25 protein-coding genes, 3 pseudogenes and 1 other annotated feature (1 of these 29 running past the window's edge) are annotated in these 25,261 nt (G+C 35.2%); of the genes and pseudogenes, 22 read left to right on the top strand and 6 right to left on the bottom strand.

Annotated elements, in window-relative coordinates:
* Window positions 1-112, top strand: a binding site (T-box leader); it begins 138 nt to the left of the window's first position.
* 117 nt (window positions 113-229) lie between these two features.
* Both ACX5JI_RS24725 and ACX5JI_RS24720 read left to right on the top strand, forming a co-directional pair.
* Complete coding sequence (locus tag ACX5JI_RS24725) at window positions 230-1,570, top strand: sodium-dependent transporter (protein ID WP_459503633.1); 1,341 nt, start codon at window positions 230-232, stop codon at window positions 1,568-1,570.
* Window positions 1,571-1,704: 134 nt separating this feature from the next.
* Window positions 1,705-2,619, top strand: a complete 915-nt coding sequence (locus tag ACX5JI_RS24720; protein ID WP_459503632.1) for an alpha/beta fold hydrolase — start codon at window positions 1,705-1,707, stop codon at window positions 2,617-2,619.
* A gap of 49 nt (window positions 2,620-2,668) precedes the next feature.
* On the opposite strand, the pseudogene ACX5JI_RS24715 reads toward ACX5JI_RS24720, so the two are convergent.
* Window positions 2,669-3,244, bottom strand: a pseudogene (locus tag ACX5JI_RS24715) (nucleotidyltransferase family protein).
* Between the two features lie 101 nt (window positions 3,245-3,345).
* Complete coding sequence (locus tag ACX5JI_RS24710) at window positions 3,346-4,143, bottom strand: lipid II flippase Amj family protein (RefSeq protein ID WP_459503630.1); 798 nt, start codon at window positions 4,141-4,143, stop codon at window positions 3,346-3,348.
* A 483-nt stretch (window positions 4,144-4,626) separates the two neighbouring features.
* Between ACX5JI_RS24710 and ACX5JI_RS24705 the strand changes: the two genes are divergently transcribed.
* The 9 genes and pseudogenes from ACX5JI_RS24705 to ACX5JI_RS24665 all read left to right on the top strand — a co-directional run bounded on the left by ACX5JI_RS24705 (window position 4,627) and on the right by ACX5JI_RS24665 (window position 11,903).
* On the top strand, window positions 4,627-6,066 hold the full coding sequence (locus tag ACX5JI_RS24705; protein ID WP_459503629.1) for a GntP family permease: 1,440 nt from the start codon (window positions 4,627-4,629) through the stop codon (window positions 6,064-6,066).
* Window positions 6,067-6,174: 108 nt separating this feature from the next.
* Entirely contained in the window at window positions 6,175-7,383 is a 1,209-nt protein-coding gene (locus ACX5JI_RS24700; protein ID WP_459503628.1) for an iron-containing alcohol dehydrogenase, read from the top strand.
* Between the two features lie 50 nt (window positions 7,384-7,433).
* On the top strand, window positions 7,434-8,873 hold the full coding sequence (locus ACX5JI_RS24695) for a GntP family permease (RefSeq protein WP_459503626.1): 1,440 nt from the start codon (window positions 7,434-7,436) through the stop codon (window positions 8,871-8,873).
* Window positions 8,874-9,194: 321 nt separating this feature from the next.
* The gene (locus tag ACX5JI_RS24690; RefSeq protein ID WP_459503625.1) at window positions 9,195-9,500 is read left to right on the top strand and encodes a hypothetical protein; all 306 of its coding nucleotides are present in this window, start codon (window positions 9,195-9,197) and stop codon (window positions 9,498-9,500) included.
* Between the two features lie 24 nt (window positions 9,501-9,524).
* Window positions 9,525-10,619, top strand: coding sequence for an RNA-guided endonuclease InsQ/TnpB family protein (locus ACX5JI_RS24685; RefSeq protein ID WP_459503624.1), 1,095 nt, complete (start codon window positions 9,525-9,527; stop codon window positions 10,617-10,619).
* Between the two features lie 51 nt (window positions 10,620-10,670).
* A pseudogene (locus tag ACX5JI_RS24680) lies at window positions 10,671-10,757 on the top strand (aspartate racemase); the annotation flags it as partial.
* Window positions 10,757-10,906, top strand: a pseudogene (locus tag ACX5JI_RS24675) (aspartate racemase); the annotation flags it as partial. The pseudogenes ACX5JI_RS24680 and ACX5JI_RS24675, both read left to right, overlap by 1 nt.
* Window positions 10,907-10,992: 86 nt before the next feature.
* Window positions 10,993-11,466 carry an SAM-dependent methyltransferase gene (locus ACX5JI_RS24670; RefSeq protein WP_459503623.1) on the top strand — a complete coding sequence of 158 codons (474 nt, stop codon included), beginning with the start codon at window positions 10,993-10,995 and terminating at the stop codon, window positions 11,464-11,466.
* A complete protein-coding gene (locus ACX5JI_RS24665; RefSeq protein ID WP_459503622.1) occupies window positions 11,463-11,903 on the top strand; it encodes a GNAT family N-acetyltransferase in 441 nt (146 codons plus the stop codon). Before ACX5JI_RS24670 ends, ACX5JI_RS24665 begins: the two co-directional genes overlap by 4 nt.
* Before the next feature lie 79 nt (window positions 11,904-11,982).
* Here ACX5JI_RS24665 and ACX5JI_RS24660 read toward each other — a convergent pair whose 3' ends face one another.
* The gene (locus ACX5JI_RS24660) at window positions 11,983-12,522 is read right to left on the bottom strand and encodes an HAD-IIIA family hydrolase (protein WP_459503621.1); all 540 of its coding nucleotides are present in this window, start codon (window positions 12,520-12,522) and stop codon (window positions 11,983-11,985) included.
* Window positions 12,523-12,548: 26 nt separating this feature from the next.
* The gene (locus ACX5JI_RS24655; RefSeq protein ID WP_459503619.1) at window positions 12,549-12,980 is read right to left on the bottom strand and encodes a GNAT family N-acetyltransferase; all 432 of its coding nucleotides are present in this window, start codon (window positions 12,978-12,980) and stop codon (window positions 12,549-12,551) included.
* A 154-nt stretch (window positions 12,981-13,134) separates the two neighbouring features.
* Between ACX5JI_RS24655 and ACX5JI_RS24650 the strand changes: the two genes are divergently transcribed.
* From ACX5JI_RS24650 to ACX5JI_RS24640, 3 genes are all read left to right on the top strand, one after another.
* Window positions 13,135-13,860 (top strand): ABC transporter ATP-binding protein, encoded by a 726-nt coding sequence (locus tag ACX5JI_RS24650; RefSeq protein WP_459503618.1) that lies wholly within the window; start codon window positions 13,135-13,137, stop codon window positions 13,858-13,860.
* A complete protein-coding gene (locus ACX5JI_RS24645) occupies window positions 13,838-15,034 on the top strand; it encodes an ABC transporter permease (protein WP_459503617.1) in 1,197 nt (398 codons plus the stop codon). The genes ACX5JI_RS24650 and ACX5JI_RS24645 overlap by 23 nt, the downstream gene beginning before the upstream one ends.
* A gap of 285 nt (window positions 15,035-15,319) precedes the next feature.
* Window positions 15,320-15,895, top strand: a complete 576-nt coding sequence (locus tag ACX5JI_RS24640) for a YpjP family protein (RefSeq protein WP_459503616.1) — start codon at window positions 15,320-15,322, stop codon at window positions 15,893-15,895.
* Between the two features lie 43 nt (window positions 15,896-15,938).
* Here the strand turns inward: ACX5JI_RS24640 and ACX5JI_RS24635 are convergent, their stop codons facing one another.
* Window positions 15,939-17,384, bottom strand: coding sequence for a serine hydrolase (locus ACX5JI_RS24635; RefSeq protein ID WP_459503615.1), 1,446 nt, complete (start codon window positions 17,382-17,384; stop codon window positions 15,939-15,941).
* A gap of 257 nt (window positions 17,385-17,641) precedes the next feature.
* Here ACX5JI_RS24635 and ACX5JI_RS24630 point away from each other — a divergent pair, with 257 nt between their 5' ends.
* From ACX5JI_RS24630 to ACX5JI_RS24610, 5 genes are all read left to right on the top strand, one after another.
* Window positions 17,642-18,598 carry a thymidylate synthase gene (locus tag ACX5JI_RS24630; RefSeq protein WP_459503614.1) on the top strand — a complete coding sequence of 319 codons (957 nt, stop codon included), beginning with the start codon at window positions 17,642-17,644 and terminating at the stop codon, window positions 18,596-18,598.
* Between the two features lie 20 nt (window positions 18,599-18,618).
* The gene (locus ACX5JI_RS24625; RefSeq protein WP_459503613.1) at window positions 18,619-19,104 is read left to right on the top strand and encodes a dihydrofolate reductase; all 486 of its coding nucleotides are present in this window, start codon (window positions 18,619-18,621) and stop codon (window positions 19,102-19,104) included.
* Window positions 19,105-19,289: 185 nt separating this feature from the next.
* Entirely contained in the window at window positions 19,290-21,275 is a 1,986-nt protein-coding gene (locus tag ACX5JI_RS24620; protein WP_459503612.1) for a penicillin-binding transpeptidase domain-containing protein, read from the top strand.
* A gap of 223 nt (window positions 21,276-21,498) precedes the next feature.
* Window positions 21,499-22,134 (top strand): FMN-dependent NADH-azoreductase, encoded by a 636-nt coding sequence (locus tag ACX5JI_RS24615; protein WP_459503611.1) that lies wholly within the window; start codon window positions 21,499-21,501, stop codon window positions 22,132-22,134.
* Window positions 22,135-22,245: 111 nt separating this feature from the next.
* Window positions 22,246-22,965 carry a lysophospholipid acyltransferase family protein gene (locus tag ACX5JI_RS24610; protein WP_459503609.1) on the top strand — a complete coding sequence of 240 codons (720 nt, stop codon included), beginning with the start codon at window positions 22,246-22,248 and terminating at the stop codon, window positions 22,963-22,965.
* Between the two features lie 37 nt (window positions 22,966-23,002).
* Here ACX5JI_RS24610 and trhA read toward each other — a convergent pair whose 3' ends face one another.
* The gene (trhA, locus tag ACX5JI_RS24605; protein ID WP_459503608.1) at window positions 23,003-23,659 is read right to left on the bottom strand and encodes a PAQR family membrane homeostasis protein TrhA; all 657 of its coding nucleotides are present in this window, start codon (window positions 23,657-23,659) and stop codon (window positions 23,003-23,005) included.
* Between the two features lie 191 nt (window positions 23,660-23,850).
* On the opposite strand from trhA, the gene tatA reads away from it, so the two are divergent.
* The 3 genes from tatA to ACX5JI_RS24590 all read left to right on the top strand — a co-directional run bounded on the left by tatA (window position 23,851) and on the right by ACX5JI_RS24590 (window position 25,211).
* Window positions 23,851-24,015, top strand: coding sequence for a twin-arginine translocase TatA/TatE family subunit (tatA, locus tag ACX5JI_RS24600; RefSeq protein WP_459503607.1), 165 nt, complete (start codon window positions 23,851-23,853; stop codon window positions 24,013-24,015).
* 25 nt (window positions 24,016-24,040) lie between these two features.
* A complete protein-coding gene (gene tatC, locus ACX5JI_RS24595; protein ID WP_459503606.1) occupies window positions 24,041-24,805 on the top strand; it encodes a twin-arginine translocase subunit TatC in 765 nt (254 codons plus the stop codon).
* A 154-nt stretch (window positions 24,806-24,959) separates the two neighbouring features.
* The gene (locus ACX5JI_RS24590) at window positions 24,960-25,211 is read left to right on the top strand and encodes a DUF2535 family protein (RefSeq protein ID WP_017149721.1); all 252 of its coding nucleotides are present in this window, start codon (window positions 24,960-24,962) and stop codon (window positions 25,209-25,211) included.
* Window positions 25,212-25,261: the final 50 nt, after the last annotated feature.

The following is a 25,261-nucleotide window of genomic DNA, read 5'->3' as shown; positions in this document are numbered from 1 at the left end:
ACGGTTAACCTTCGATAACAGGTTTGTAATCAAACGATTACTGCTAAGGTGGATTCATAATGGAATCAATAAGAGTGGTACCGCGTTAAGTAAATGGCTTAGCGTCTCTTTATATAAAGAGATGCTGGGCCATTTTTTATTATATATAGAAAGAAATGGAGGTTTTATTTGGATTGGCCAACAACATTTATTTATTAATATAAAAAGATATAACTGGGAGGAAAAATGGATGAAACAGACGGAGCAATGGACTTCAAAACTAGGTTTTATTATGGCCGCAGCAGGATCTGCAATTGGACTTGGCGCAATATGGAAGTTTCCTTATATTGCTGGGAAGAGCGGGGGAGGAGCATTCTTTTTTATCTTTATCTTATTTACAGTATTAATAGGACTTCCGTTATTAATAGCTGAATTTATGGTAGGGCGCAGTACACAAAAACAAGCAATAGGAGCATTTAAAAGTATTGCACCAAATACAGGTTGGCATTGGATTGGACGTCTTGGCGTTGGTACCTGTTTTATTTTGCTATCATTTTATAGTGTCGTTGGTGGCTGGGTATTAATCTATTTGTTCAGAGGAGTAACTGGACAATTGATTACACCGCAGCAAAATTACAGTGCATTATTTACAGAAACAATCGGGGATCCACTTTGGGCAATCGTTGGTCATTTTGCTTTTATGTTTATTACGATTTGGGTTGTATCAAAAGGGGTACAAAATGGAATTGAAAAGGCGAGTAAATATATGTTACCAGCATTGTTCGTTCTGTTTGTTGCTCTTATCGTTCGCTCTTTAACACTTAACGGTGCGATGAAAGGTGTGAAATTCTTTTTACAGCCTGATTTTTCAAAGATCACATCTGAAAGTATTCTGTTTGCAATGGGCCAGTCATTCTTTGCGATTAGTATAGGGATTTCAATTATGGTCACCTATAGTTCTTACTTAAATAAAAAAGAAAGTTTACCACGTTCAGCGGTAACGATTGTTGGACTGAACTTGTTTGTTTCTCTATTTGCAGGACTTGCTATTTTCCCGGCAGTATTTTCACTAGGAATGGAGCCAACAGAAGGACCAGGTTTGTTATTTATCGTATTACCATCTGTATTTAGTCAAATTCCATTTGGAAATTTCTTCTTAACAGTATTTCTTGCACTATTTACATTTGCAACGCTAACTTCTGCATTTTCGCTACTTGAAACAGTCGTTTCGGCACTAGCGAATGGACGGCAAGAACGAAGAAAGAAATTGTCTTGGATGATTGGGTTCTGTATTTTCTTAGTAGGTATCCCATCAGCACTTTCATTTGGTGCGTGGAGTGATATTACAATCTTCAATAAAAATATTTTTGATGCGGTAGACTTTTTATCTAGTAATATATTAATGCCACTTGGAGCTTTATTTATTAGTATTTTCGTCTCATTTAAAATGGAGAAAAAAGTACTGGAAGCGGAATTTTTTGTCGGTGGGAATTACGGGAAATCAGTATTTACTTGCTGGGTGTTTCTACTTCGATATGTGGCGCCAATTGCGATTGTTATTGTCTTTTTGAATGTGATTGGGATTATTTAATTTTAATTGTTATAATATTCTGAAACGGAAGAGGTGAGGAAATGCATTATTATATTACAGATACATAACGTGTACGAATTCGTGAGCCTCCAATTGTATATAGGATCAAGATATGAAATTAGGAGGATAAAGAGATGAAACAAGCAAAAAAAGTATTATTACAAGGGGAAATGATCCAAGTACGTGGGAAAAAGCTATATGTTGAGACGTATGGATCAGAAGAAAATCATTCTGTCTTGTATCTTCATGGAGGTCCTGGCGAGATGTGTTTTGATTTTACCTACCATCAAGCGCATAGATTACAAGATTTTTTTCGACTCATTGCTATTGATCAACGCGGGGTAGGACGTTCGGAGGAAATTGGGAAGCAAGAGCAGTTTGGGTTACGGGATCTGATTGAAGATTGCGAAGAGCTAAGGAAGATGTTACAAATTGAAAAATGGTCGGTGATTGGACATTCTTTTGGCGGATTTTTAGCATTGTTATATGCAATCATGTATCCACAATCTATTCAAAAGATCATCTTTGAAGGACCGACTTTTGATTTTTCTTTAACAAGTAGAGCTTTATTGAAAAAGACGGGCGTTTTATTAAAGAAATATGGAAAAGAGAAGCAAGGGAACGAATGTATGGCTATTGCAGAAAGTGATGCTAGCTCAGTAGAATTGCTAGAAGCTTATTCGAAATTAAGTGCTGAACTAGAAGAAAATAGAATGGAAATTTATGATTACGCTGAAGATAACACGGATTATAGTTTGTATACTGATGAAGAATGGGAAGAGTTTTATGATCGTTCTGATATTCATTTTACAAGATTGAGAGAGGAAGGGGAAATTCATCAATCATTATTATCAAAATTAAAAGATGTGCAGAATCCGATGTTGCTTATTAGAGGAGAACACGATGTAGTAACGTGTGATAAGCAAATTGAATCATTTAGAAGAGATGTGCAAAACGGTAACGTCATCGTTTTTGAAGAGTGTGGTCATACACCTCACTATGAAGCAGCAGATCGATTTGCAGAAACTGTAATTGGTTTTTTAAAGTGAAATAGGAAAAGGTGCTTTATAAAAATGAGAAGCACCTTTTTCTTTATGTTTACATTTCAGGGTGGAAGATTGTGATATTAGGCCATTTACTTTGCCAGTTCTTTTTTTGTAATCTCTTTTCATACATAGTAATGTGCTCTATCTTTTCAAGGAAATGAGGAGTTGGTTTCACTTGCATTGTGAGAACATCTTCTATTCCGCAAGGGGCGGTTAACACAACATTATTTTGGTCATCTAACGTAACCCCAAGAGCAGTCGTTGTTTCTGGAAATTTAGAAATTGCATCGACTGAAGATGAATAAGGTGGCATGTTATTGACTACATGCATGCGAGCTTGATTTTTCACGGACCATGGAATAGTAGAATCTATACTTTTAAGTTTATTTTCTAATTTTTCTTCCGTGGCTTCACTAATATGTAATGAATCAAAATAGATAATATCTATGTCTGGCGTTGGCGTTCTTACTTCATATCCATGAAGAACATCCTAAATTTTAGAGCGAACAAATCCAGCGCATACCCACCAATCAGGTAGTTGTAAGGATTTCGCTGTTTGTAATATTTCCATCATCCAAGTATCGCTTTGTATGAGTTTAATAATATCTTGTTCGGTTTTTATATACATAAATTTCGCCCCTTAGTAAATGTATGTTTTCCCTCCATGAAGTACTGCTTTAGTTAATTGAACACATGGATCCTTAATTTTAAGGATAATATAATAGTCATTTAATGCGTGAGTTGGATAATCCATAAAATCCAATGTGCGCCAGGTACAAATAAGAGCTGCGCTAATAACGTACCGAGAAATCTTGAAATCATAAGCCAACCGAACATTTTGCTCATTGTATCAGCACCATTTTCTGATTGAAGTGCACGTTCTGTTAAAAGAGCAATACGTGGATCTAATAGTACCGTCAATAAGATTGTAGCAAATCCATTAATAAGGCCAGAAGCCGTGATTGCTTTCGTTGCATAAGTCGGATTTAAGTAAGAAGCATATAAGGCGGAAAGGACTCCCGCAGTATAAATTGCGGTTGCGAACATATTAATGAGCATAATTCGTTTTGGAATGCCGCCAACTCGCATACGATGGATCATTTCAAATTTGGGAAACCGAACATATTTTTTTGTATACTTCAATTTTTGCACATTGTTTGTTTTCATCATTCGAATGAATGAACCATCTGTTTCGAAGTTTTGAATTACATATCCAAAGAGTTTCGTTAAAGTTGGGTATAGAATAATGGCGAGCAGTGTACCGATAGATGCGGATAATAAAACAAGACGCATCGTACTTTCTAAATGAATTGAGGAATCACTCTTCGCCTCATCAATAATACCACCAAGTAAAAAAGCTTGTAGCAAGTTGGATGTTCGTGAAATAAGTAATACCATTCCAACTACTGATAATGCAACGGCAATCTTTTTTAAACGAACACCAGCTAGTCGAATACTATAAGAACTCGTCTCGACTGCATGGATGATAATCGTGAAAGCCATTATGAAAATTAGTGTTGTCATCATTTTGGATCACCATTTTTCTATGAAATTATATTTATCATATAACAAGAATGTAATTTTTGGTATATATATCCACGGATTAAATTTTGATAGAAAGCAAGACATGATAGGAGCGAATTGTAATGGAATGGATTTTATCGGTGTATTGTATGGATATGAAGGTAAAGAGGATTTTAAAAGAAGTAGGAGCAACATATGCTGTGAAATATGTCGAACAGTTGCGTTTCATGTGAAAGGTAAAAGGTTAATAATATATAAAGAGGAACCCTCTTTAGAATGAGTGATAGTTACTTCGTTCTCATTTAAAGGGATTTTTCTTATGCAATAGAATAGTAATACATATGCTGTTTTAATGATAAAAACTTTGTTAGAAAAAGAGGAGGAATGTCAGTATTTGAATCGTTATAAGAAAGAGGTTTTGTAAGGATACATAGAAAAAATCCAAGTTTAAAAGATTGAATTTTCAATCAATAGGAGGCGGGAAAATTGGAGCTAGTTATTATTTTATTAGCACTTAGTTTACTTATGTTTGTTGCTTATAGAGGATTTTCGGTAATTTTATTTGCACCAATTTTTGCGCTGTTTGCAGTATTTTTAACAGAACCTAGTTTTGTACTACCGTTCTTTTCGAACATCTTTATGGAGAAAATGGTCGGATTTATTAAACTATATTTCCCAGTATTTTTACTTGGAGCAATATTTGGGAAGGTAGTAGAAATGTCAGGTATTGCAGATTCGATTGCGAAAACAATTATTGGAGTAGTGGGTGAAAAAAGAACCATTTTAGCTATCGTTTTAATGGGGGCTGTTTTAACGTATAGTGGTGTCAGTGTATATGTTGTTGTGTTTGCTGTATATCCGTTTGCAGCAAAACTGTTTCGTCAAGCAAATATTCCAAAACGCCTCATTCCAGGTACGATAGTTCTTGGAGCTGTTACGTTTACGATGGATGCACTTCCGGGATCTCCGCAAATTCAAAACGTAATCCCGACAACATTTTTTAAAACAGATATTTATGCAGCACCTATACTTGGTATTCTTGGAGCTATTTTTGTATTAACGCTAGGATTGCTCTATTTAGAGAGCCGTCGTAAGAAGGCGAAAGCAGCTGGAGAAGGCTACTTTGGTTTTGAAGATGGGAATTCTGAAATGGCAGCATCACTAGAGTTAGAGCAAAAGAATCATACTTCTTTACAAAGTATTGAAATTTCGAGAGTACAGCAAGTCGTTGCTTTTGTACCACTTATTTTAGTAGGAGTTATGAATAAATTTTTTACAATCACAATACCAAAATGGTATCCAAATGGCTTTGATTTTTCTTCAATTGGAATGAAAGCGTTTGGTAAAGTAGAGTTAAGTGCAGTACTTGGTATTTGGTCAGTAGAACTAGCACTCATCATAGGAATTATAATAACCCTTTTATTATATTGGAAGCGTGTTGTAACAGGATTTCAAGCAGGATTGAATACAAGTATTGGAGGAGCGTTACTAGCAACAATGAATACAGGAGCGGAATTCGGCTTTGGTGGTGTGATTGCAGCACTTCCAGGGTTTGCGATTATGCGGGATAGCATTTCTGCAACATTTACGAATCCACTTGTGAATGGAGCGGTGACAACGAATATTCTTGCGGGGATTACAGGTTCAGCTTCAGGAGGGATGGGGATTGTTTTAAGTGCAATGGGGGATAAATTTATTGCGGCGGCTGCACAATACGATATTCCACTAGAAGTTATGCATCGTATTGTTTCAATGGCATCAGGGGGAATGGATACGCTGCCGCATAATGGAGCAATTATTACAATCCTTACTGTTACAGGGCTAACGCATAAACAATCGTATCGTGATATATTTGTGGTGACAATATTGAAAACGGTTGCTGTATTTTTAGTAATTGCCTTCTATATGTTTACAGGAATCTATTAATACATGTATGAGTTTGGAAGGAAATATTGATTCGAAGTGGAATATAACATTTGATAATTTATGTAGTAGAATTTTCACATTATAAAATATTTAGTTGGGAAAGAAGAGGTGGGGTACTTGCAAGAAATCGCGGAATTTCGTATGCCAAAGAACGTTTTATATGGGAGAAATTCACTTGATAAATTAGGAGAACAAGCAAGTAAGCTAGGAAAAAAAGCTTTCATTATCAGTGATTCTATTATGAAAAAGCTTGGATATATCGATGCGTGTGTGAAACTACTAAAAGCAAAAAAAATAGATGTCATTATCTATGAAAATGTAAATGCGGAACCAACAAATATTCATGTTTTGGAAGCGTTAACGATATGTGCAGAGTCAAAATGTGATTTTATTATTGGACTTGGTGGAGGAAGTTGTATTGATACAGCAAAGGCCGTAGCAGTTTTATTTATGAACGGGGGAGAAATTGAAGATTATGTTCAAAATCATGTAGAACTAGAAAAACAACCATTACCCCTTATTGCAATTCCGACAACATCTGGGACAGGATCAGAAGTTACAAGTGTTGCTGTGATTACAAATATAAAAACAGATATCAAAATGATGATGAAACACCCAAATTTTATACCACAAATAGCAATTATCGATCCCTTATTGACCCGTTCTGTCCCGCAAAATATTACTGCAGCAACAGGTATTGATGCACTCTGCCATGCAGTTGAAGCATATCTTTCTAGATTTTCGCAACCGCTTACAGATGTGCTAGCACTTGCGGCAATTGGAACGATTATGAAGCATTTGCGAATTGTTTATGAAAATGGGACAAATATAGAAGCACGAGAAGCTATGATGATTGCTTCTTTACAAGCTGGAATCGCCTTTTCAAACGCATCAGTTACTTTAGTTCATGGAATGTCACGTCCAATAGGAGCACTATTTCATGTTCCTCATGGTATATCAAATGCGATGTTATTACCAGCTATTTTAGATTTTACAAAAGGTTGCTCGGTCAAACGTTTTGCAGATATTGGACGGATTATCAATCCAGAATTACATTCATTATGTGATGAAGAGTTTGCTAATTATGCAATTTTTGAAATAAAGAAACTTTGTATGGATCTCCGTATTCCTAATCTTAGAGAATATGGAATTGATCAGGTTGAATTCGAAAATGCTCTTTCGAAAATGGCGAAAGATGCATTAGCTAGTGGGAGTCCGAGTAATAATCCGCGCATTCCTTCTTATCATGAAATCAAAAAATTATATCGTATATGTTTTGATTATCAATATGAAAATGCTATAAGTACCCCGGAATAATTCTGAATATTGTTAAAATATTTCCGCGGAAATGAAAAGAGGTGCAGGAGATGGAATTAATAATTATTTTATTGGCTCTTTGCATGCTGATGTTTGTTGCATATCGAGGTTTCTCGGTTATATTATTTGCCCCAATTTGTGCGCTATTTGCTGTTTTATTAACAGAACCAAGTCATGTATTACCATTTTTCTCTAATATTTTTATGGAAAAAATGGTTGGATTCATTAAATTATATTTTCCTGTTTTCTTACTTGGAGCAATTTTTGGTAAGGTAGTAGAAATGTCAGGTATTGCAGAATCTATTGCAAAAACAATTATTCAGTTAGTTGGTGTCAAACGTTCTATGCTAGCAATCGTTTTAATGGGAGCGATATTAACGTATAGCGGTGTTAGTTTGTTTGTCGTTGCTTTTGCTGTATATCCATTTGCAGCTAACCTATTTCGAGAGGCTAATATTCCAAAACGATTAATACCTGGAACGATTGCCCTTGGAGCAATTACGTTTACAATGGATGCTCTTCCCGGAACCCCGCAAATTCAAAACGTTATTCCAACCACATTTTTTAAAACAGACATCTATGCAGCACCAGTTCTTGGAATCATTGGGGCAATCTTTGTATTCCTTGTTGGTATGTTGTATTTAGAAAGAAGAAGAAAGAAAGCTGAAGAAAATGGTGAAGGCTATTATGGTTTTGAAAAAGAAAATTCAGAAATGGCAGCTACAACTGAAACAGAACAAAATGTAAAGTCAGCTATCCAAGCTCCTGAAATTACACCACTTCGCCAAGTGCTTGCATTTGTACCGCTTATTTTAGTAGGAGTAATGAATAAAGTGTTTACAGTATTAATCCCTACATGGTATCCGAAGGGCTTTGATTTTTCTTCAATTGGATTAAAGGCGTTTGGTAAAGTAGAACTTTCTGGTGTGCTAGGTGTATGGTCTGTGGAACTGGCACTTTTAATCGGAATTATTACAACGATTATTTTAAATTGGAAACGCTTATTTACTGGATTTCAAGCTGGTTTAAATGCAAGCATTGGAGGGGCATTGCTTGCAGCTATGAATACGGGAGCGGAATATGGTTTTGGAGGAGTTATCGCAGCGTTACCAGGTTTTGGAGTTATTCGAGATAGTATTTCTACAACGTTTACAGATCCGCTCGTAAATGGTGCAGTGACTACAAATGTTCTTGCCGGAATTACTGGATCAGCATCAGGGGGAATGGGGATTGCCTTAAGTGCAATGTCAGAGAAATACATTGCGGCAGCAGAGCAACATAATATTCCATTTGAAGTCATGCATAGGGTTATCTCAATGGCATCAGGAGGTATGGACACATTACCGCATAACGGTGCAGTGATTACATTATTAGCAGTAACAGGGTTAACACATAAACAATCGTATCGTGACATTTTTGCAATTACGATTATTAAAACATTAGCTGTATTTGTGGTGATTGGTGTTTATACTCTAACAGGGATTGTATAGGAAAAGGAGAAATATAAACAAGACTTTAGAAAAACATTATAAAGTCTTGTTTATTATATCAAAAGTATCTAATAAATAGCCGATAAATAGTGATTAAATTTCAAGGAAGAAAGGATTTGAATGAATGAATGGATAGATAGGAAAGTAATAGGCCTTATCGGTGGAATGAGTTGGGAGTCATCAGCTGAATATTACAAAATGTGTGAGCGAGAAAGCTCACGTGCTTTAGCCGTGGGATGAAAGCGAATAAAAAACTCCCTGTGTTCATGTTGTTTTTATAATAGACGCAAGGAAAAACCTGATAAGAAAGGAGAATACAAAATGTTTGTGACTCATTCGTTTCAAATTCCATACGAAAAAGAATTGTACGACTCCCTTCGTTCTATACAACGAGAAACAGCGTCTGTTTGGAACGATATTGTTCGCGAAGCAACAAGCTATTATTTCACGTGGAAAAAATGGCTAAGCAAAACGGAAATACAAACCGTTCGAAAACAAACGTATAATCTTCATTCTCAGACCGTGCAGGCTATCGCGGATAAATATGAAGCAAATCGTGAAACCATTCGTAAGTTGCGAAAAACAGATAAAAAGGCAAAATATCCATGGCGAAAAAAGTATTTTTAGTGTATTCCATTAAAAAAATCAAGTATGGAAATCGAAGAACAAACTATTATAATCAAACGCGTCGAATTTCAAGTGAATCTTATTGATTTATTAACGAAAAAGAAGAAAAAAAACTGGAATGAAAAATTCCCGAAGAAAAATGCACCTATCACCATTCCAAATCTAGCAATTGACGATTTGAAAGATTGTAACTACGCAGAAATTGTTTGGCGTAATGGTTCCTATTGGTTTTGTTATAGTGTTGAGGTTGCTGAAAAAGACCTTTCCAAACAAGAGCAAAAAATAGCTGGTGGAGATTTAGGTGAAATCCATGCGGTAACAGTCGCAACAGAAGATCAAGCATTATTGATTTCCGGGAGAGCGATGCGCAGTATTTCACAATTTCGCACAAAAGCATTGGCGGATTTAAATAAAAAAATGTCAAGATACAAAAAAGGTTCTCGACAATGGAAAAAATATAAAACAGCGCGAAATCGTATTCGTCAAAAAAGTAAAAACCAATTGGAATATTTAGAACACAAAACAACAAAAGAAGTAGTTGCGTTTTTAGAACAAGAAAAGGTCACACATTTTGTAATTGGAAATGTTTCAGGAATTGAAAAAAATACAAAGAAAAATGAGGAAAAGAAACAAAAAACAACAAAAAAGAAAAGACAACAATTATCACTTTGGAACCAGGGGAAAATCAAACAAAAATTAACGTACAAATCACAGTTAAAAGGTATTAAGGTTGAAGAAACAGAAGAAAGTTATACGTCACAAAACTGTCCGTTTTGCGGTGGAAGACATAAAACAAAAGGACGAAATTTCACATGTTCTGTTCACAAAACAGAAATCCATCGTGATGTAAATGGTGCACAAAATATTGCACGTAAATTATATGAGATGGACGTAAAACCAATCGAATCGATTGTATATAAACAACCAGTTTGGCATAGACGTTTTTTATCTGAAGAAAACAGACAGGAAACGAAACATCCAAAAGACAAACCCCAAAAAGTATCGCCTGTTGAATGGCGTAGTTGGCACGGACCTTGTCCTCTTTATAGTTTTTTTCACTATGTAGAGTTGTTCGCCCAAGTCTTGCCTCTGCATCTTCCACTCGAAGCATGTAAGTAGGATGTTTGCGAAAAAGAATCCCATGGCTTTAGCCGTGGGAGTGGTCAACGGATAATAAATGAAGAAGTAAAAAAGAAATTAGGAGGATTACATTCAGCGAAATGTCTATTATGTAGCGTTGACTTTGCAGAGATTGAATAATATTAGGAGGTACAGAAATAGGATTATTAGTAAAGCAAGAAGATTCTCAAGTCCCATTATTTAATACGACTTTGATACATGCTATTGAAGCTGTAAATATTTCATTAGGTAGTTATTTGGATGCAGCACAAGAAATGAAATCATAATTTCATTATGTAAACTAAACTATATAGATGGAAAACATTCAGAAAATATTTTATAATGTAAGTGGTTACAAAAAGGGGGAGTTTGGATGTTTTCACTTCAGCCGATTGCTTTTGTACATAATGAAAGAAAAATGATCATGGATGATGAATGGGGAGATGTACAATCTCTTATTACATTAACAGATTCCTTTGAAGAAGAGAGCATACAAGGAATTGAAAGTTTTTCGCATATTGAAGTAATCTTTTATTTTCATAAAGTGAAAGAGGAACAAATTCAATATTCGGCTAGACATCCACGAAATAATAAGGAATATCCAAAAGTAGGTATTTTTGCACAGCGAGGAAAAAATCGTCCAAATCGATTGGGAACAACAATTGCAAAAATCGTAAGGCGACAAGGGAAATCAATTGTAGTTGAAGGATTAGATGCAATTGATGGTACCCCTATATTGGATATAAAACCTGTTATGAGAGAATTTGTACCGAATGATGAAATTACCCAACCTAAATGGGCAACAGATCTTATGAAGGAGTATTGGAAAGGGAGCGGAGTCAAATGAAAATATATGAAGCACAAATTGCAGATTTAGATGGATTAGCAGTTGTATTTAATAATTATCGTATGTTTTATAGACAAGAATCAAATGTGGAAGAAGCGAAAGCCTTTTTGCGCAATCGCATAGAACGAGAAGAATCTATCATTTTTGTAGCAGTCGAAGATGGACAGTATCTTGGATTTACCCAGTTATATCCTTCTTTTTCATCTATTTCTATGAAAGAGTTATGGATATTGAATGATCTTTTCGTACAAGAAAGTAAACGAGGAGCTGGCGTTGGCAAGAAATTATTAGAAGCAGCTAGAAATTTTGCGTCAGAGAACGGCGCAAAAGGATTAAAACTGCAAACAGAAATAGATAACATATCAGCGCAGCGATTATATGCTGAAAATGGTTATTTAAGAGATAATCATTATTTTCATTATGAATTAACTTTTTAAACTAATATAGCAAAAATAAAGAGCCTAACATATTAGTGATCTATGTGTTAGGCTCTTTTTGTAGTACGAAGTGTTATTCTTAAAGCGGCAATATATGTCGCGCTAGAAGCCAGTTGACAGCGTCTTGAAAGTGTTCTGCAATATAACTCGGTTCAATATTAGCCCACTCGTCGCGATACGTATGTAAAGCATCATATCCAGCTCCGGTTTGAACTAAGATTGTTGTTGCGTTCACATTTGCGCCAGCAACAATATCAGTCCATCGATCACCAATGACAATACATTTTGTTAAATCAAGCTGATGTTTTTCTGCTGCTTGCAAGAGCATACCTGTACTTGGTTTTCGGCATTCACAGCCCTCTCCATGTCTGTGAGGGCAAAGGTACACGTCATCAAAACCGAATGCTTCTAGTTCTTGAATAAAATCTTCTCTAGTCGCTTTTCCATCAGCGATACCAGGTTGGTTTGTAAAGGAGAATAGTTTTATATTTTGTTCTTTTAATGTGCGTAAGGCATCCTGTGTAAATGGAAATAAAGTAAATTCGCCGGGATAATGTACAGCAGTATCTTCTCCAATTGTTCCATCACGATCAATAAATATTGCTTGAATGTTTGTCATAATAATAGTTCCTTTCAATTAGTAGATTAAAAGTATTTTACAAATCGATATCCGTTTACTTCGTATCCTAACTTTTTATAGAATGAATGAGCTTCTTTTCTTTCTGTACCACTTACAAGCCACGTTCCAATACAGCTATGCTTTTTTGCTAATTGCTCTGCATAATCCATTAAAATTTGGCCAATTCCTTTTCTGCGTGCTGCCAGGTCAACACTAATAATAGAGATCTCCCCGTATCGTGTCACATCTTCTAAGTTTTCTCGTATGCGAAATCCAAGGAGTCCGAATATCACATGATCTTCTTCGTAAACATATAGGAAATCAAATGGGCTTATTTCAACAAATTGTAAGCGATTTTCCATGTCTGTATGAGAAATAGTAGTCCCTTTTAATTCTTTTGTTAATGAACAAAGTGCTTCTATATCATTCGCTGTTGCTTTTCGAATGTGAGAGTGCATGCGCTCAACTCCATCTGTAAATATGAATTAATAACTTTAAATGTTACATATTCTGTGAAAATCCGTTTTTTCCTGCTACTGATATTAATATTTTAAGAGAAAATATGGTATGATTTTTCTGGGGTTTATTGTAAAAGAAAAGAGGGGAAACAATTTGTTACAAGTTAATATTCGCTCAGCTGGATATGAAATGGGAGGAAAAACAATCCATAATATAGCATTTTCAATTGAAAAAGGTGAATTAGTTGCTCTCATTGGTGCGAATGGTGCTGGGAAAAGTACGACGATTAAATCAATGCTCGGTTTGCTTGCAAATATGGACGGTGAAGTTTCATTCGGTGAAAAAGGCAATCCATATGCGTATGTACCAGAACACCCAACATATTATGAGTATTTAACACTATGGGAGCACATTGAATTGTTAATGGCTGCACGCGGGTGTGAAGCAGGAAGTTGGGAGGAACGCGCACGGGAGTTTTTACATACATTTCGAATGGAAAAGCATAAACATGAATACTTATCGAAGTTTTCAAAAGGTATGAAACAAAAATCAATGTTAATTTTGGCATTTTTAACCGAACCAGACTTTTATATTATAGATGAACCTTTTATTGGGTTAGATCCAGTCGCAACACGAGAATTCTTAGATTTTTTATCTAAAGAGAAAGAGCGCGGGGCAGGTATTTTACTTTGTACGCACGTACTAGATACAGCCGAGAGAATTTGTGAACGATTTTTACTTATTTCACAAGGGACTTTACTAGCAAACGGTAATTTACAAGCGATTCAATCACTAGCAGAAATGCCAGAAAGTCCATTGTTAGATTGTTTTGATGCAATCGTAAGGCGGGAACAACATGATGAAACAACAATTTTATAAAAGGTTACGTCATGAATTACAGCGAAAATGGAAATCGATTCGTTCTGTTGCTGACTGGACAATAGCTTTATATTTTATCGTTCCAGCACTTATATTTAGCGGGATTTATTATCGTTCATTATGGACGAGAGAATTATCGGCGGAAGAACCGGCTTATTTTTTATTAGGTTTGTTTGTATTTTTCTTTGTTACATATGCAAGAGGGGTGCGTTCGTTTTTGGAACAAGCCGATAGTCTATTCTTAATTCAACATCCAGTTCATATACAAAAATTAATGCAATATGGCATGCTATATACATGTATTCGAATAAGTATCACAAATATCTTTGTAGCACTCATTATGTTACCTATATTAGTTAAGAGTATGGGGGCTTCTCTTTTCCAAATCGTATTATTTTGGCTGACCTTTACTGTTTTTCGGTGTATGTTATCATTATTAGTAAGATACATAGATGTGCGCGGAGGAAAGCGCTGGGTATTATGGATTGTAAAAATTATCGTGTTTTTTATGAGTTTTATTTGTTTAGGAAGTGGAGTGTTTTTAGTTTTTCAACATTCGGTGTATGCACTGCTATTTATTGTTGTATTGATTGCAGTTAGTTGGATATTGATAAAACAAAAAATGAACTATCAGCGTTTCTTCTTTAAGGAAGTCGAAAAAGAAAAAGAAGAGAGTATGCGCTGGACGATGGAAATTATGCACTTTAGTGGTCAAACGACAAAGCCAAGTAACGCTTCGAAGCCATGGCTGTTTCCACGTTCAAAGCATATACTGGGGAAAAAATCTGATTTACGTATTATTGAATCCTTTTTAAAAGAATATTTTCGGTCAGGTACTTCTTTAAGTTTCTATATTAAAATTATCTTGATGAGTGCAGCATCTATAAAAGTAACACCATGGTGGATTGCGCTTATTATTACCGTATTTGCTTGTGTTGCAATTGCACGTTATTCTGGTGACCAATGGAATGAGTTTGCGAAAAAAATGTTTCTTCAATTGTATTGTGAGCAAGGGAAGTTGTTATTGTTAAAAGGAAGGGCAACGATGTGCTTGTTTATTCCAGCTGTTTTAATCTATGGAACGTTTCTGCTTGCACAGTTTTATCTATTACCAGCTATTGTTGTTGGAATTATGTTGCTAATACTGATTGGATGGATCGTATTTTTACCATAGAAAAAGAAAGAGCCGGGAGGGCTCTTTCTTAGTCTGCAATAGACTGATAAATAAAATATAAAAGCACAAAAATGCTTATGGCGGAGTACATGACATCTAGTGTCATTAAAAACCCTCCTCACTATTGATGTACTTATATGATATGAAATCTTACTATTCCATATTCAAATGAAAAAAATATGAAAGTTAATAAAATTGTAAAGTGCAAAAATTAGCATCATTTTGTATAATGGAAGAAACAGCCGATATAAAAATAATAAGTAGTAAAAGAGGAGGGAATAAAAAATGCCAAATTGGTTTAGAAAGACGTTAGTCGCGTTCATTACTGTATTTACATTTGGCTTAGTGACGCCTCCTTCTATTTTGCTTGATAATGCAAAAGCGGACAAGCCTACAAGGCAACAAAATTTGGAGCAGACGTCCTATACATATGAAGAAGATCGTGAAAGGCTAACCACAGACGCCTTTGTCACCTATGCAATGCAAGAGGCTGAAAAACAATCTATGCAGAAGTTTGGTTCTAAAATCGGACCTATCATTGAAGATGAGTTTAAAGATATTATTTTGCCTAAAATAGAAGAGGCAATTGCTGAACTGGCAACAGATTTACCAGAAGAGTCTTTACAATCATTAGCAATTTCACAGAAACCAACGGGTGGCAATAATGAAAAGATTTTTCATGTATATGATACGAAAACAGGAAACGACTTACTGCGTTTTCATGTAAGACGTGATCATCCACCACAAGATGGATATTATTTCAACTTCCATTATCACCGCTTTGATGATGGATATACAGCGCATCATGAGCTAGGAGATATTTATTGGAATACGAATATGCCGCCGAAGTGGCTGTCGTAATGAAAAAGAACAAGGGTGATGCCCTTGTTCTTTTTGTTTTACTTTAGTTCAATTTTGTAAATGTAAGAGGCTGTGTACTCATTATAGCTGGTACATGTAATTGGATTGTTTCAAATTGTCCTTTTGTATCCATTTCATAAGCAAGCAACACTTTCATTTCTTCGAATGGTGCAGAGAACATATCGTAGTGATGATGCTGTAATTGAACTTCCAATTCTAAAAATTGTACATATAATTCTTCGTTTTGTTTATACACTTCCAATGTTCCGTAAGCTGGGTGTTCAAATGTACCAGTAAAGTCTTTTAATGGATGAGAAGGGGCAGTTTCTTTTACTGGCTCTGGAAGTGATTGCTTGAAACTATCTATCATTTCCTTCAATTTAGCAGTGTCTACTATAGCACGCTTATGCCAATCAATTGTTTCTAATGTGAGGAGTTCATCATAAATTTGATTTGCGAGATAACTAGGAAGTAGTGTACCTTCGGCGTTCGTTAATATGACAATTCCTATATTTTCTTTTGGGATGAATGAGACAAATGCAGAAAATCCATCGATCCCTCCGCTATGATGAATCACTTTATAACCACGGTAAGTGCTAATAAACCAACCGAGACCGTAGCTATTTACTGGTGATTCAGGAGACGATAAAATTGGTTGATCAGGAATTGTATTGTGTGGTGTATACATTTGTTCTAGTAATTCAGAAGACACTAATTCATGATCTTCTATTTTTCCTTGATTAAGATGGAGAAGTACCCAATTTGCCATATCTTCAATTGTGGAGTTGATACATCCAGCAGCTCCTACTGAATCAAGATTACGGAATGGCACCTCTTTTATTTCTCCATTTTTCTCAACGTAAGGTAATGCGTAATTCTGCGTATTTTGTGAGTCTGTAACAGAAAAATTCGTTTGTTCCATTTGAAGTGGTTCTAAAATATGTTCTGTTACGTATTCTTCCCATGTTTGATTTGTAATACTTTCTACAATATAGCTAATTGTTGCATACATTAAGTTGTTATATAAGAAAGTAGTGCGGAATGGTGCATCAAGTGATAAATGCTTTATTTTTTCAATGATATCTTTTCGGGTGAAGGAAGAGTTGTACCAAAGAGCATCATGACGACTTACACCAGAACGGTGAGAGGCTAAATCCCGTGCTGTAATTTGTGAGCTTGCAAATACATCGGATAAAGAGAATGTAGGAATATAAGATTGAACAGGAGCATCCCAATCAAACTTTTTTTGCTGTGCCAATAAGCTTAAAGAAAGTGTACCAAATGCTTTTGTTGTAGAGCCGATTGCAAAACGTGTTTGAGGAGTAACCGGCTCTTTTTGTTCTAAATTTCGATAGCCAAACCCTTCTGAGACAATGACTTCACCATCTTTGATAACTGCTACAGCAGCCCCAGGGACTTGTAAATCTTTCATCATGTTTTCAATCGTTGTGTGTAATGTATGAACAACAGGGATTTCGGTTTTACTCATGTTTCTAACCTCCAAATGATATTTTATACCTTCGCACTCTACTTTCTTTGATTAGGAGTAAAACCCCTCTCGAAAGATGGAAAGTTAACAATTTTTTAATAATTATTAAAATGGATAGTCCGTATTAGATTTCAGTTAATACTTACTATATTGAAATGTTTTTTTATATGATTTGCTGAGAGTTTTGCATGCAGAATTATTTTTTGTATGATAAACTCCATATAGGAAATAGATGTGAAAGAGGGTTTTTCTTACATATGAAACATGCTGAATATGAATATTTAAATTTATGTCGCCATGTGATGGAACATGGTACAAAAAAAGAAGATCGTACAGGAACAGGAACTGTATCTGTATTTGGATACCAAATGCGTTTTGATTTGAGTAAAGGTTTTCCTTTATTAACGACAAAACGTGTACCATTTCGTTTAGTGGCTAGTGAACTGCTTTGGTTTATGAAAGGTGATACAAATATTCGTTATTTACTTCAAAATAATAATAATATTTGGAATGAATGGGCATTTAAAAGCTGGGTAGAAAGTGATGCGTATAAAGGGCCAGATATGACAGATTTTGGACTGCGTTCTCAACAGGATGAAGCATTTAAAACGCAATATGAAGAGCAAATGGAATTGTTTAAAAAGAATGTGCTAGAAGATGATGCGTTTGCAAATCAGTACGGCTATTTAGGAGATGTGTACGGAAAACAGTGGCGTGCTTGGAAGACGACAGCAGGTGAGACAATTGATCAGTTAAAAGATGTAATTGAAATGATTAAAAAAACACCAGATTCCCGTCGTTTACTTGTTTCTGCTTGGAATCCTGAAGATGTGCCAAGTATGGCACTACCGCCTTGTCACACACTTTTCCAATTTTACGTAGCAGATGGGAAATTATCGTGTCAGTTGTATCAACGTAGTGGCGATATTTTCCTTGGCATTCCATTTAATATTGCTAGCTATTCATTGTTAACACATTTAATCGCACATGAATGTGGTTTAGAAGTAGGGGAGTTCGTTCATACAATTGGAGACGCGCATATTTACACGAATCATTTCGAGCAAGTGGAAAAGCAACTAGCGCGTGAACCGCGTCCATTCCCAACACTTACATTAAATCCAGAGGTGAAATCTGTATTTGATTTTGAAATGGATGATTTAACATTAGAGGGATATGATCCGCACCCTGCCATTAAAGCACCTGTCGCAGTATAAACGCAAAAGGAGATGGAAATATGATTATTTCATTTATGGTCGCAATGGATGAAAAGAAAGTTATCGGTAAGGACAATAAGCTTCCGTGGCATTTGCCAAGTGAATTACAATATGTTAAGAAGACGACAATGGGTCATGCACTTATTATGGGAAGAAAAAATTATGAAGCAATTGGAAGACCGCTTCCAGGAAGACGAAATATTATTGTAACGCGTAATATGGATTATCATGTAGAAGGTTGCGAAGTTGCGCATTCGGTAGAAGACGTATTTGAGCTTTGTAAAAATGAAGAAGAAATCTTTATTTTTGGCGGAGCGCAAATTTATGAATTGTTCTTACCGTATGTAAACAAACTTTATATAACAAAGATTCACCATTCATTTGGCGGAGACACTTTCTTCCCAGAAATGAATATGAAAGAGTGGAAAGAAGTTTTTGTAGAAAAAGGTGTTACGGATGAAAAAAATCCATACACGTATTACTATCATATATATGAAAAAAAATAATAATGAAAAGATTGATGTGGATACTCATATCAATCTTTTTATTTGGATATAAAGATAAGACTTTATGAATGGACTTTATTGGTGCTATAATGGTAGAGGCTGTAGGCATTAGGATTTTACCCAGATTCTATGAAAGAAAGATTTCCATTCATAAATTTTTTACTTTGCTAAAGGAGGAGAATGAGTTGAAAAAATTATGGGGGCTACTTTTTCTTTGTTTCACACTTATGTTAGTAGGATGTGGGAAAGAAGAAAAGCCAGCACAAGCATTTGATACATATGCAAAAGCATGGAATAAGCAAAAATTTGCAGATATGTATGATCAGTTGTCAGAAAATGCAAAAAAAACCATTTCGAAAAAAGATTTTACAGAGAAATACGAAAAGATTTATAAAGGTATTGAAGTTGAAAATTTAAAGGTAGAAACAGGAGAAGTAAAAGAGGATAAAGAAGATAAAGGCCCCGTTCCTTTTAAAGTAAGTATGGATACTGTTGGTGGGGAAATTTCTTTTTCATATGAAGCAAAGCTGGTGAAAGAGAAGGATGGAGATAAGGAATCTTGGAAAATAGATTGGACTCCAGATTACATTTTCCCAGGTATGACAAAAGATAGTAAAATACGTATGCAAACATTTCAAGCAAAACGCGGAGAAATATATGATCGTAACGGACAAGGTCTTGTAACAAATGGAAAGGCTTCTGAAGTCGGGATCATTCCAGGACAATTAGGAGATGCTGCAGCGCAGACAAAAGAAACGGTAGCGAAACTACTTAATATGTCTGTGGAAGAAATTGACCAAAAGCTTACAGCTAAATGGGTGAAACAAGATTATTTTGTGCCAATCGGTATTTTACAAGAAGGTGCAACGCAAAATGATTATATTGATTTACAAGGTGTGTCATCACGCCCGGTAAACGTGCGTACATATCCATTAGGAGAAGCAGCAGCACATTTAACGGGATACATGGGGAAAGTGAATGCAGAGGATTTAAAAAGCCTTCAGAAAAAAGGTTATCAAGCGGATGATCCAGTTGGAAAAGCTGGTTTAGAGCAAATATTTGAAGGTGAACTACGCGGCGAAAAGGGTGGCCGTGTCTTTATGGAAGATGCAAAAGGAAAAGAAATAAAAGATTTAGCGAAAAAAGAAGCGAAAGATGGAAAAAATATTACGTTAACAATTGATAGTGCAGTTCAAGCAAAAATCTTTGCTGAAATGAAGGGAGAAGCTGGTTCAAGTGCAGCGATAAATCCACAAACTGGTGAAACAATTGCACTTGTGAGTAGCCCTGCATATAATCCAAACGTAATGGTAAGAGGCGCATCAAAAGCACAGCGCGAAGCGTGGGCGAACGATTCGAAAAAACCAATGACAAATCGATTTACACAAGCTTCGGCGCCAGGTTCTGTATTTAAACCCATTACAAGTGCAATTGGTCTTGAAACAAAAGTAATTGATCCAAAAGAGGAATTGAAAATAGAAGGGTTGCAATGGACAAAAGATTCTTCATGGGGAAATTATTATGTAACACGTGTAAAAGATGCAAGTCCAATTGATTTTGATAAAGCGATGAAGTATTCAGATAACATTTACTTCGCACAACAAGCACTAAAAATTGGTGAAGATAAATTTATGAACGAAGCAAAGAAATTTGGCTTTGATGAAAAGTTACCAATTGAATATCCATTCCCAGTTTCAACAATTGCAAAATCTAGTATGGAAAATGATATTCAAATGGCTGATACAGGGTACGGACAAGGTCAGGTGTTAATGACGCCGCTTCATTTAGCATTGACGTATGCACCAATTGTGAATGAAGGGAATATCCCGTCTCCGCACCTTATTAAAGATGATAAACAAACTAAACCTTGGAAAGAACATGTGATTTCTAAAGGAAACCAAGACATATTAAAAAATGCGTTAACAAAAGTAATTAATGATGAAGACGGTACAGGGAAAATTGCTAAGATTGACGGAATGACTCTTGCTGGAAAAACAGGAACAGCTGAGTTAAAAGAATCAAAGGACGCAGAGGGAAAAGAACTTGGATGGTTCGCTGCTTTTGATTTGAATTCACCGAATATGATTGTTACGATGATGATTGAAGATGTAAAGGGTCGTGGTGGAAGTAATATTCCTAGTGAAAAAGTAAAACATGTTTTTCAAAAATAATAGGTAAGACAAGGCTATTTCCTAAAAAGGAGATAGCTTTTTTCATGAAGAATGAATATTCGATAAAAATGTAATGAGAGAGTTTATTTACTTATTTTTAAAAAGTAACTATTTTTTGTTGACAGGAACAGAATGATCTTGTATTATACTTACATAAGATAAGTTATTTACTTTTAAACAAATAATCTCAAATTAAAGATATTGATCAAGGGAGAGAATAAAAATGACAAAAGTACTATTTATTACAGCAAATCCAAATTCAGCAGAAGCATCTTTCGGTATGGCAGTAGGGGAAGCGTTTATCGAAGCATATAAAAATGAACATCCACAAGACGAAGTAGTAACAATTGATCTATTTAATACAACTGTACCAGCAATTGATGCAGAAGTATTCGCAGCTTGGGGGAAATTTGCAGCAGGCGAAGGCTTTGAAACGTTAAGCGAAAGTCAACAGCAAAAAATTGCAGCAATGAATACAAACTTAGAAACATTTATGAATGCAGATCGCTATGTATTTGTAACACCAATGTGGAACTTCAGCTATCCACCAGTAGTAAAAGCATACTTAGATAACTTGTCTATCGCAGGTAAAACATTTAAATATACTGAAAACGGTCCAGTTGGATTACTAGAAGGTAAAAAAGCACTTCACATTCAAGCTACGGGTGGTATTTACTCTGAAGGAGCATATGCAGCAATGGACTTCGGTCGTCAACACTTACATGCAGTGCTAGGATTTATGGGAGTATCTGATGCAGAATACCTTGCAGTTGAAGGAATGAATGCAAATCCTGAGAAAGCATCAGAAATTAAAGAAGCAGCGATTGCAAGTGCACGTGAATTAGCAAAACGTTTCTAATATAGAAAACTCAAAAATGTCCAAACGCTTGTCGTTTGGACATTTTTTCTTCTTTTTCCGTCGTTTGTCTAGTATAATGAATGACGGAATGATAATAGGTGGGGGTTCTGTATGATTCAAACGTTTTTTAAAATCTTTTATTTAATTGTAATTGTAATTGGTATTACACCGAGGTTATGGCGGATAAAGCGTAAAGCAAATACGATATCGCCACAAGAAAAAGATCGTCTCGTGTATAAAACAACAAACTGGTTTGGTAAGAAAATGGTTCGTGTAGCCGGATCGACTGTACAAGTAAACGGACTTGAAAATGTACCGAAAGATAAGCCAGTACTTGTTGTAAGTAATCATCAAAGTAATATGGATATTCCTGTTTTACTTGGATACTTAAATAAACCAATTGGATTTGTTTCAAAAGCAGAAATTAAGAAATTTCCGCTTGTACCAACTTGGATGGAATTGATGAATTGTGTATTTATGGATCGTAGTGATCGTCGTCAGTCCCTTCAAGCCATTAAAGATGGAATTGAACTTTTAAAAAATGGTCATTCTATTGTAATTTTCCCAGAAGGAACGCGCAGTAAAGGTGGGGAAATAGGAGAATTTAAAGCGGGTAGTTTTCATCTTGCTGTAAAATCTGGAGTGGCGATTTTGCCGGTAACTTTAGATGGAACATATAAGATGTTTGAGGCGAATGGAAATCGAATGAAACCAGCTCAGGCAACCGTTACGATTTCAAAGCCAATTACACCGGAACAATACGAAAGTATGGACATTAAAGAATTAACAAAGTATACACAAGAAGTGATTGCTGCACAGTTACATAAGTAAAATAAAAAGGTCTCAGCTAGTAACAGCTGAGACTTTTTTATGCAGTAGGTAACACATAAAATAATACACAGAAAAACATCATTGTACTTCCGCCTAAAACAAAAAGATGCCAAATCGCATGGTTGAAGGGCAGCTTTTCCCATAGAAAGAATATTGCACCTACCGAATATAGAATCCCGCCAATTAATAATAACGAGAAGCCGTGTCCAGTTAAATTTTCGTAAAGCGGTTTAATAGCGACGATAATGAGCCAGCCCATAATGATGTAGCACAGTGTGGACATTTTAATAAAACGGCGCACAAAGAAAATTTTAAAAATGATTCCACCGATGGCCAGCGTCCAAATAATTGCAAGTAATGTCCAGCCAAGTGGTCCTCTTAGAGTGATGAGTAAGAATGGTGTATACGTACCTGCAATTAATAGGTAGATAGCTGAGTGATCTAAAATCGTGAATAGCTTTTCTACTTTTGGGTGGTGGATACTATGTAATAAAGTGGAAAATAAATATAGTAGAAACATGCTGACACCGTAAACTGTAAATCCAACAATAGCAGATACAGTACCATGCTTTGAGGCATGCATAATTAGTATTATTAATGCAGGAATGCTTAAAATGGCACCGATGCCATGGGTAACCGCATTGGCAATCTCTTCTTTTACGAACTGCGTCATTCGTGTTATTTTTTTCGGCATGATTCGAGTCCTTTCTTGTTTAAAGAAATAAGGTGTATTTCCTTTACCTTATCATATACAAAAGAAATAGAAAATGATAATTGTTCAATTGATTATATTTTTGAATTTTTTTGACAAAAGACAATAGATGCGTTGACGTTCACGGAATTTTTTGACAAAATGAAATTAAGTGAGATTAAGGGGGAAGTCATATGCCAAACATTGGGATTCCAGGTTTAATATTAATTTTAGTACTCGCTTTAATTGTTTTTGGTCCTAAAAAATTACCTGAAATTGGACGAGCATTTGGAGAAACATTAAAAGAGTTTAAAAAGTCTGCAAAAGGCCTGCACGATGATACAGATGAAAAAAAATAAATGTTGTTTCTATGCCATATAGTGAATGGGGAATGTGGTGATACGAGTGGACAATCGAGAGATGAGTGTCATAGAACATCTTGGAGAGTTAAGGAAGCGGCTCATTATAACAGCGCTGACGTTTCTGGTTTTTATTGTCATTGGCTTTTCGTTTACGAAAGAAATATATAATTTCATCGTAAAAGATTTAAATATGAAATTAACTGTTTTAGGTCCGAGTGATATTTTATGGATTTATTTTTTGATTGCAGCTGTTTTTTCAATTGTATGTACAATACCAATTGCGGCTTTACAAATCTGGCTATTTGTAAAACCAGCATTACATGAACATGAACGAAAAATGACGATTTTGTATATACCGGCATTATTTTTATTGTTTATTGGAGGACTTTGCTTCGGTTATTTTTTGATTTTACCATTTGTTTTACAATTTTTAATGAGTCTTGGAAATGATATGTTTCAGACAATGTTTACGACGGATAAGTATTTTTCATTCGTTATGAATATGACTGTACCGTTTGCAGTGATATTTGAACTTCCTGTCGTTACGATGTTTTTAACTAGTATAGGTGTGCTGAATCCAATAGCACTACAAAAAGTGAGAAGATATGCATATTTTATTTTAATTGTAATCGCTGTTTGTATTACACCACCAGATTTTATTTCTGACTTTTCGGTAGCGATACCTCTTCTTGTAATTTATGAATTAAGTATTACAGCATCAAAGTTTGTATATAAGAGGAAAATCAAACGAGAAATGAATACAGAATCAAAAAGTGCCTCATTATAAAGGCACTTTTTTCATTTATTTGTTATACTATACTTATAATCGTATACAATATAAAGAAGAAAAAAAATATGGAATCCCCGAAATTTAGACAAACTTTTCAACAATGTAAGTTTATACTAAAGTTATAAATCCAATAAAAAAGAGGATTGATATCGTGATCATGAAAAGTTTTTATTTCACTCATTCAACAGGGAATTGTGTCAAAATATTTGAAATCCCTGTCTTACAAGCACAGCATCCGTTAGCCTTTTTAATTCAATCACGCCTTCAACTATTTATTGCTAAAATTCAAAAACAAAAACAACCGAGATTCTCATATTCTTTTCGTGAATATTTACAAAGCTGCTTAAAGTGGAATGATTATTCAAATGTGTATCAAACAAACTCGCTGGAAAAAAATGCGTAATCTAAAATAGAGACAGGGCAAATGTGCTCTGTCATTTTCTTTTTTGCTAT

It is taken from the genome of Bacillus sp. C1, assembly GCF_054570475.1.
Note: the sequence above shows the minus strand (reverse complement) of the source record. Positions and strands in the feature narration are given on the sequence as shown.

What these genes read in the sequence shown, in the direction of transcription:
- ACX5JI_RS24725 (WP_459503633.1), top strand. Translation starts at nt 230, where the DNA reads ATGAAACAGACGGAGCAATGGACTTCAAAACTAGGTTTTATTATGGCC.
- ACX5JI_RS24615 (WP_459503611.1), top strand. Translation starts at nt 21,499, where the DNA reads ATGACAAAAGTACTATTTATTACAGCAAATCCAAATTCAGCAGAAGCA.
- tatA (WP_459503607.1), top strand. Translation starts at nt 23,851, where the DNA reads ATGCCAAACATTGGGATTCCAGGTTTAATATTAATTTTAGTACTCGCT.
- ACX5JI_RS24640 (WP_459503616.1), top strand. Translation starts at nt 15,320, where the DNA reads ATGCCAAATTGGTTTAGAAAGACGTTAGTCGCGTTCATTACTGTATTT.
- ACX5JI_RS24660 (WP_459503621.1), bottom strand. Translation starts at nt 12,522, where the DNA reads ATGACAAACATTCAAGCAATATTTATTGATCGTGATGGAACAATTGGA.
- ACX5JI_RS24610 (WP_459503609.1), top strand. Translation starts at nt 22,246, where the DNA reads ATGATTCAAACGTTTTTTAAAATCTTTTATTTAATTGTAATTGTAATT.
- ACX5JI_RS24655 (WP_459503619.1), bottom strand. Translation starts at nt 12,980, where the DNA reads ATGCACTCTCACATTCGAAAAGCAACAGCGAATGATATAGAAGCACTT.
- ACX5JI_RS24695 (WP_459503626.1), top strand. Translation starts at nt 7,434, where the DNA reads ATGGAATTAATAATTATTTTATTGGCTCTTTGCATGCTGATGTTTGTT.
- ACX5JI_RS24665 (WP_459503622.1), top strand. Translation starts at nt 11,463, where the DNA reads ATGAAAATATATGAAGCACAAATTGCAGATTTAGATGGATTAGCAGTT.
- ACX5JI_RS24635 (WP_459503615.1), bottom strand. Translation starts at nt 17,384, where the DNA reads ATGAGTAAAACCGAAATCCCTGTTGTTCATACATTACACACAACGATT.
- ACX5JI_RS24645 (WP_459503617.1), top strand. Translation starts at nt 13,838, where the DNA reads ATGATGAAACAACAATTTTATAAAAGGTTACGTCATGAATTACAGCGA.
- ACX5JI_RS24690 (WP_459503625.1), top strand. Translation starts at nt 9,195, where the DNA reads ATGTTTGTGACTCATTCGTTTCAAATTCCATACGAAAAAGAATTGTAC.
- ACX5JI_RS24710 (WP_459503630.1), bottom strand. Translation starts at nt 4,143, where the DNA reads ATGATGACAACACTAATTTTCATAATGGCTTTCACGATTATCATCCAT.
- ACX5JI_RS24630 (WP_459503614.1), top strand. Translation starts at nt 17,642, where the DNA reads ATGAAACATGCTGAATATGAATATTTAAATTTATGTCGCCATGTGATG.
- ACX5JI_RS24685 (WP_459503624.1), top strand. Translation starts at nt 9,525, where the DNA reads ATGGAAATCGAAGAACAAACTATTATAATCAAACGCGTCGAATTTCAA.
- trhA (WP_459503608.1), bottom strand. Translation starts at nt 23,659, where the DNA reads ATGCCGAAAAAAATAACACGAATGACGCAGTTCGTAAAAGAAGAGATT.
- ACX5JI_RS24625 (WP_459503613.1), top strand. Translation starts at nt 18,619, where the DNA reads ATGATTATTTCATTTATGGTCGCAATGGATGAAAAGAAAGTTATCGGT.
- ACX5JI_RS24670 (WP_459503623.1), top strand. Translation starts at nt 10,993, where the DNA reads ATGTTTTCACTTCAGCCGATTGCTTTTGTACATAATGAAAGAAAAATG.
- ACX5JI_RS24720 (WP_459503632.1), top strand. Translation starts at nt 1,705, where the DNA reads ATGAAACAAGCAAAAAAAGTATTATTACAAGGGGAAATGATCCAAGTA.
- tatC (WP_459503606.1), top strand. Translation starts at nt 24,041, where the DNA reads ATGGGGAATGTGGTGATACGAGTGGACAATCGAGAGATGAGTGTCATA.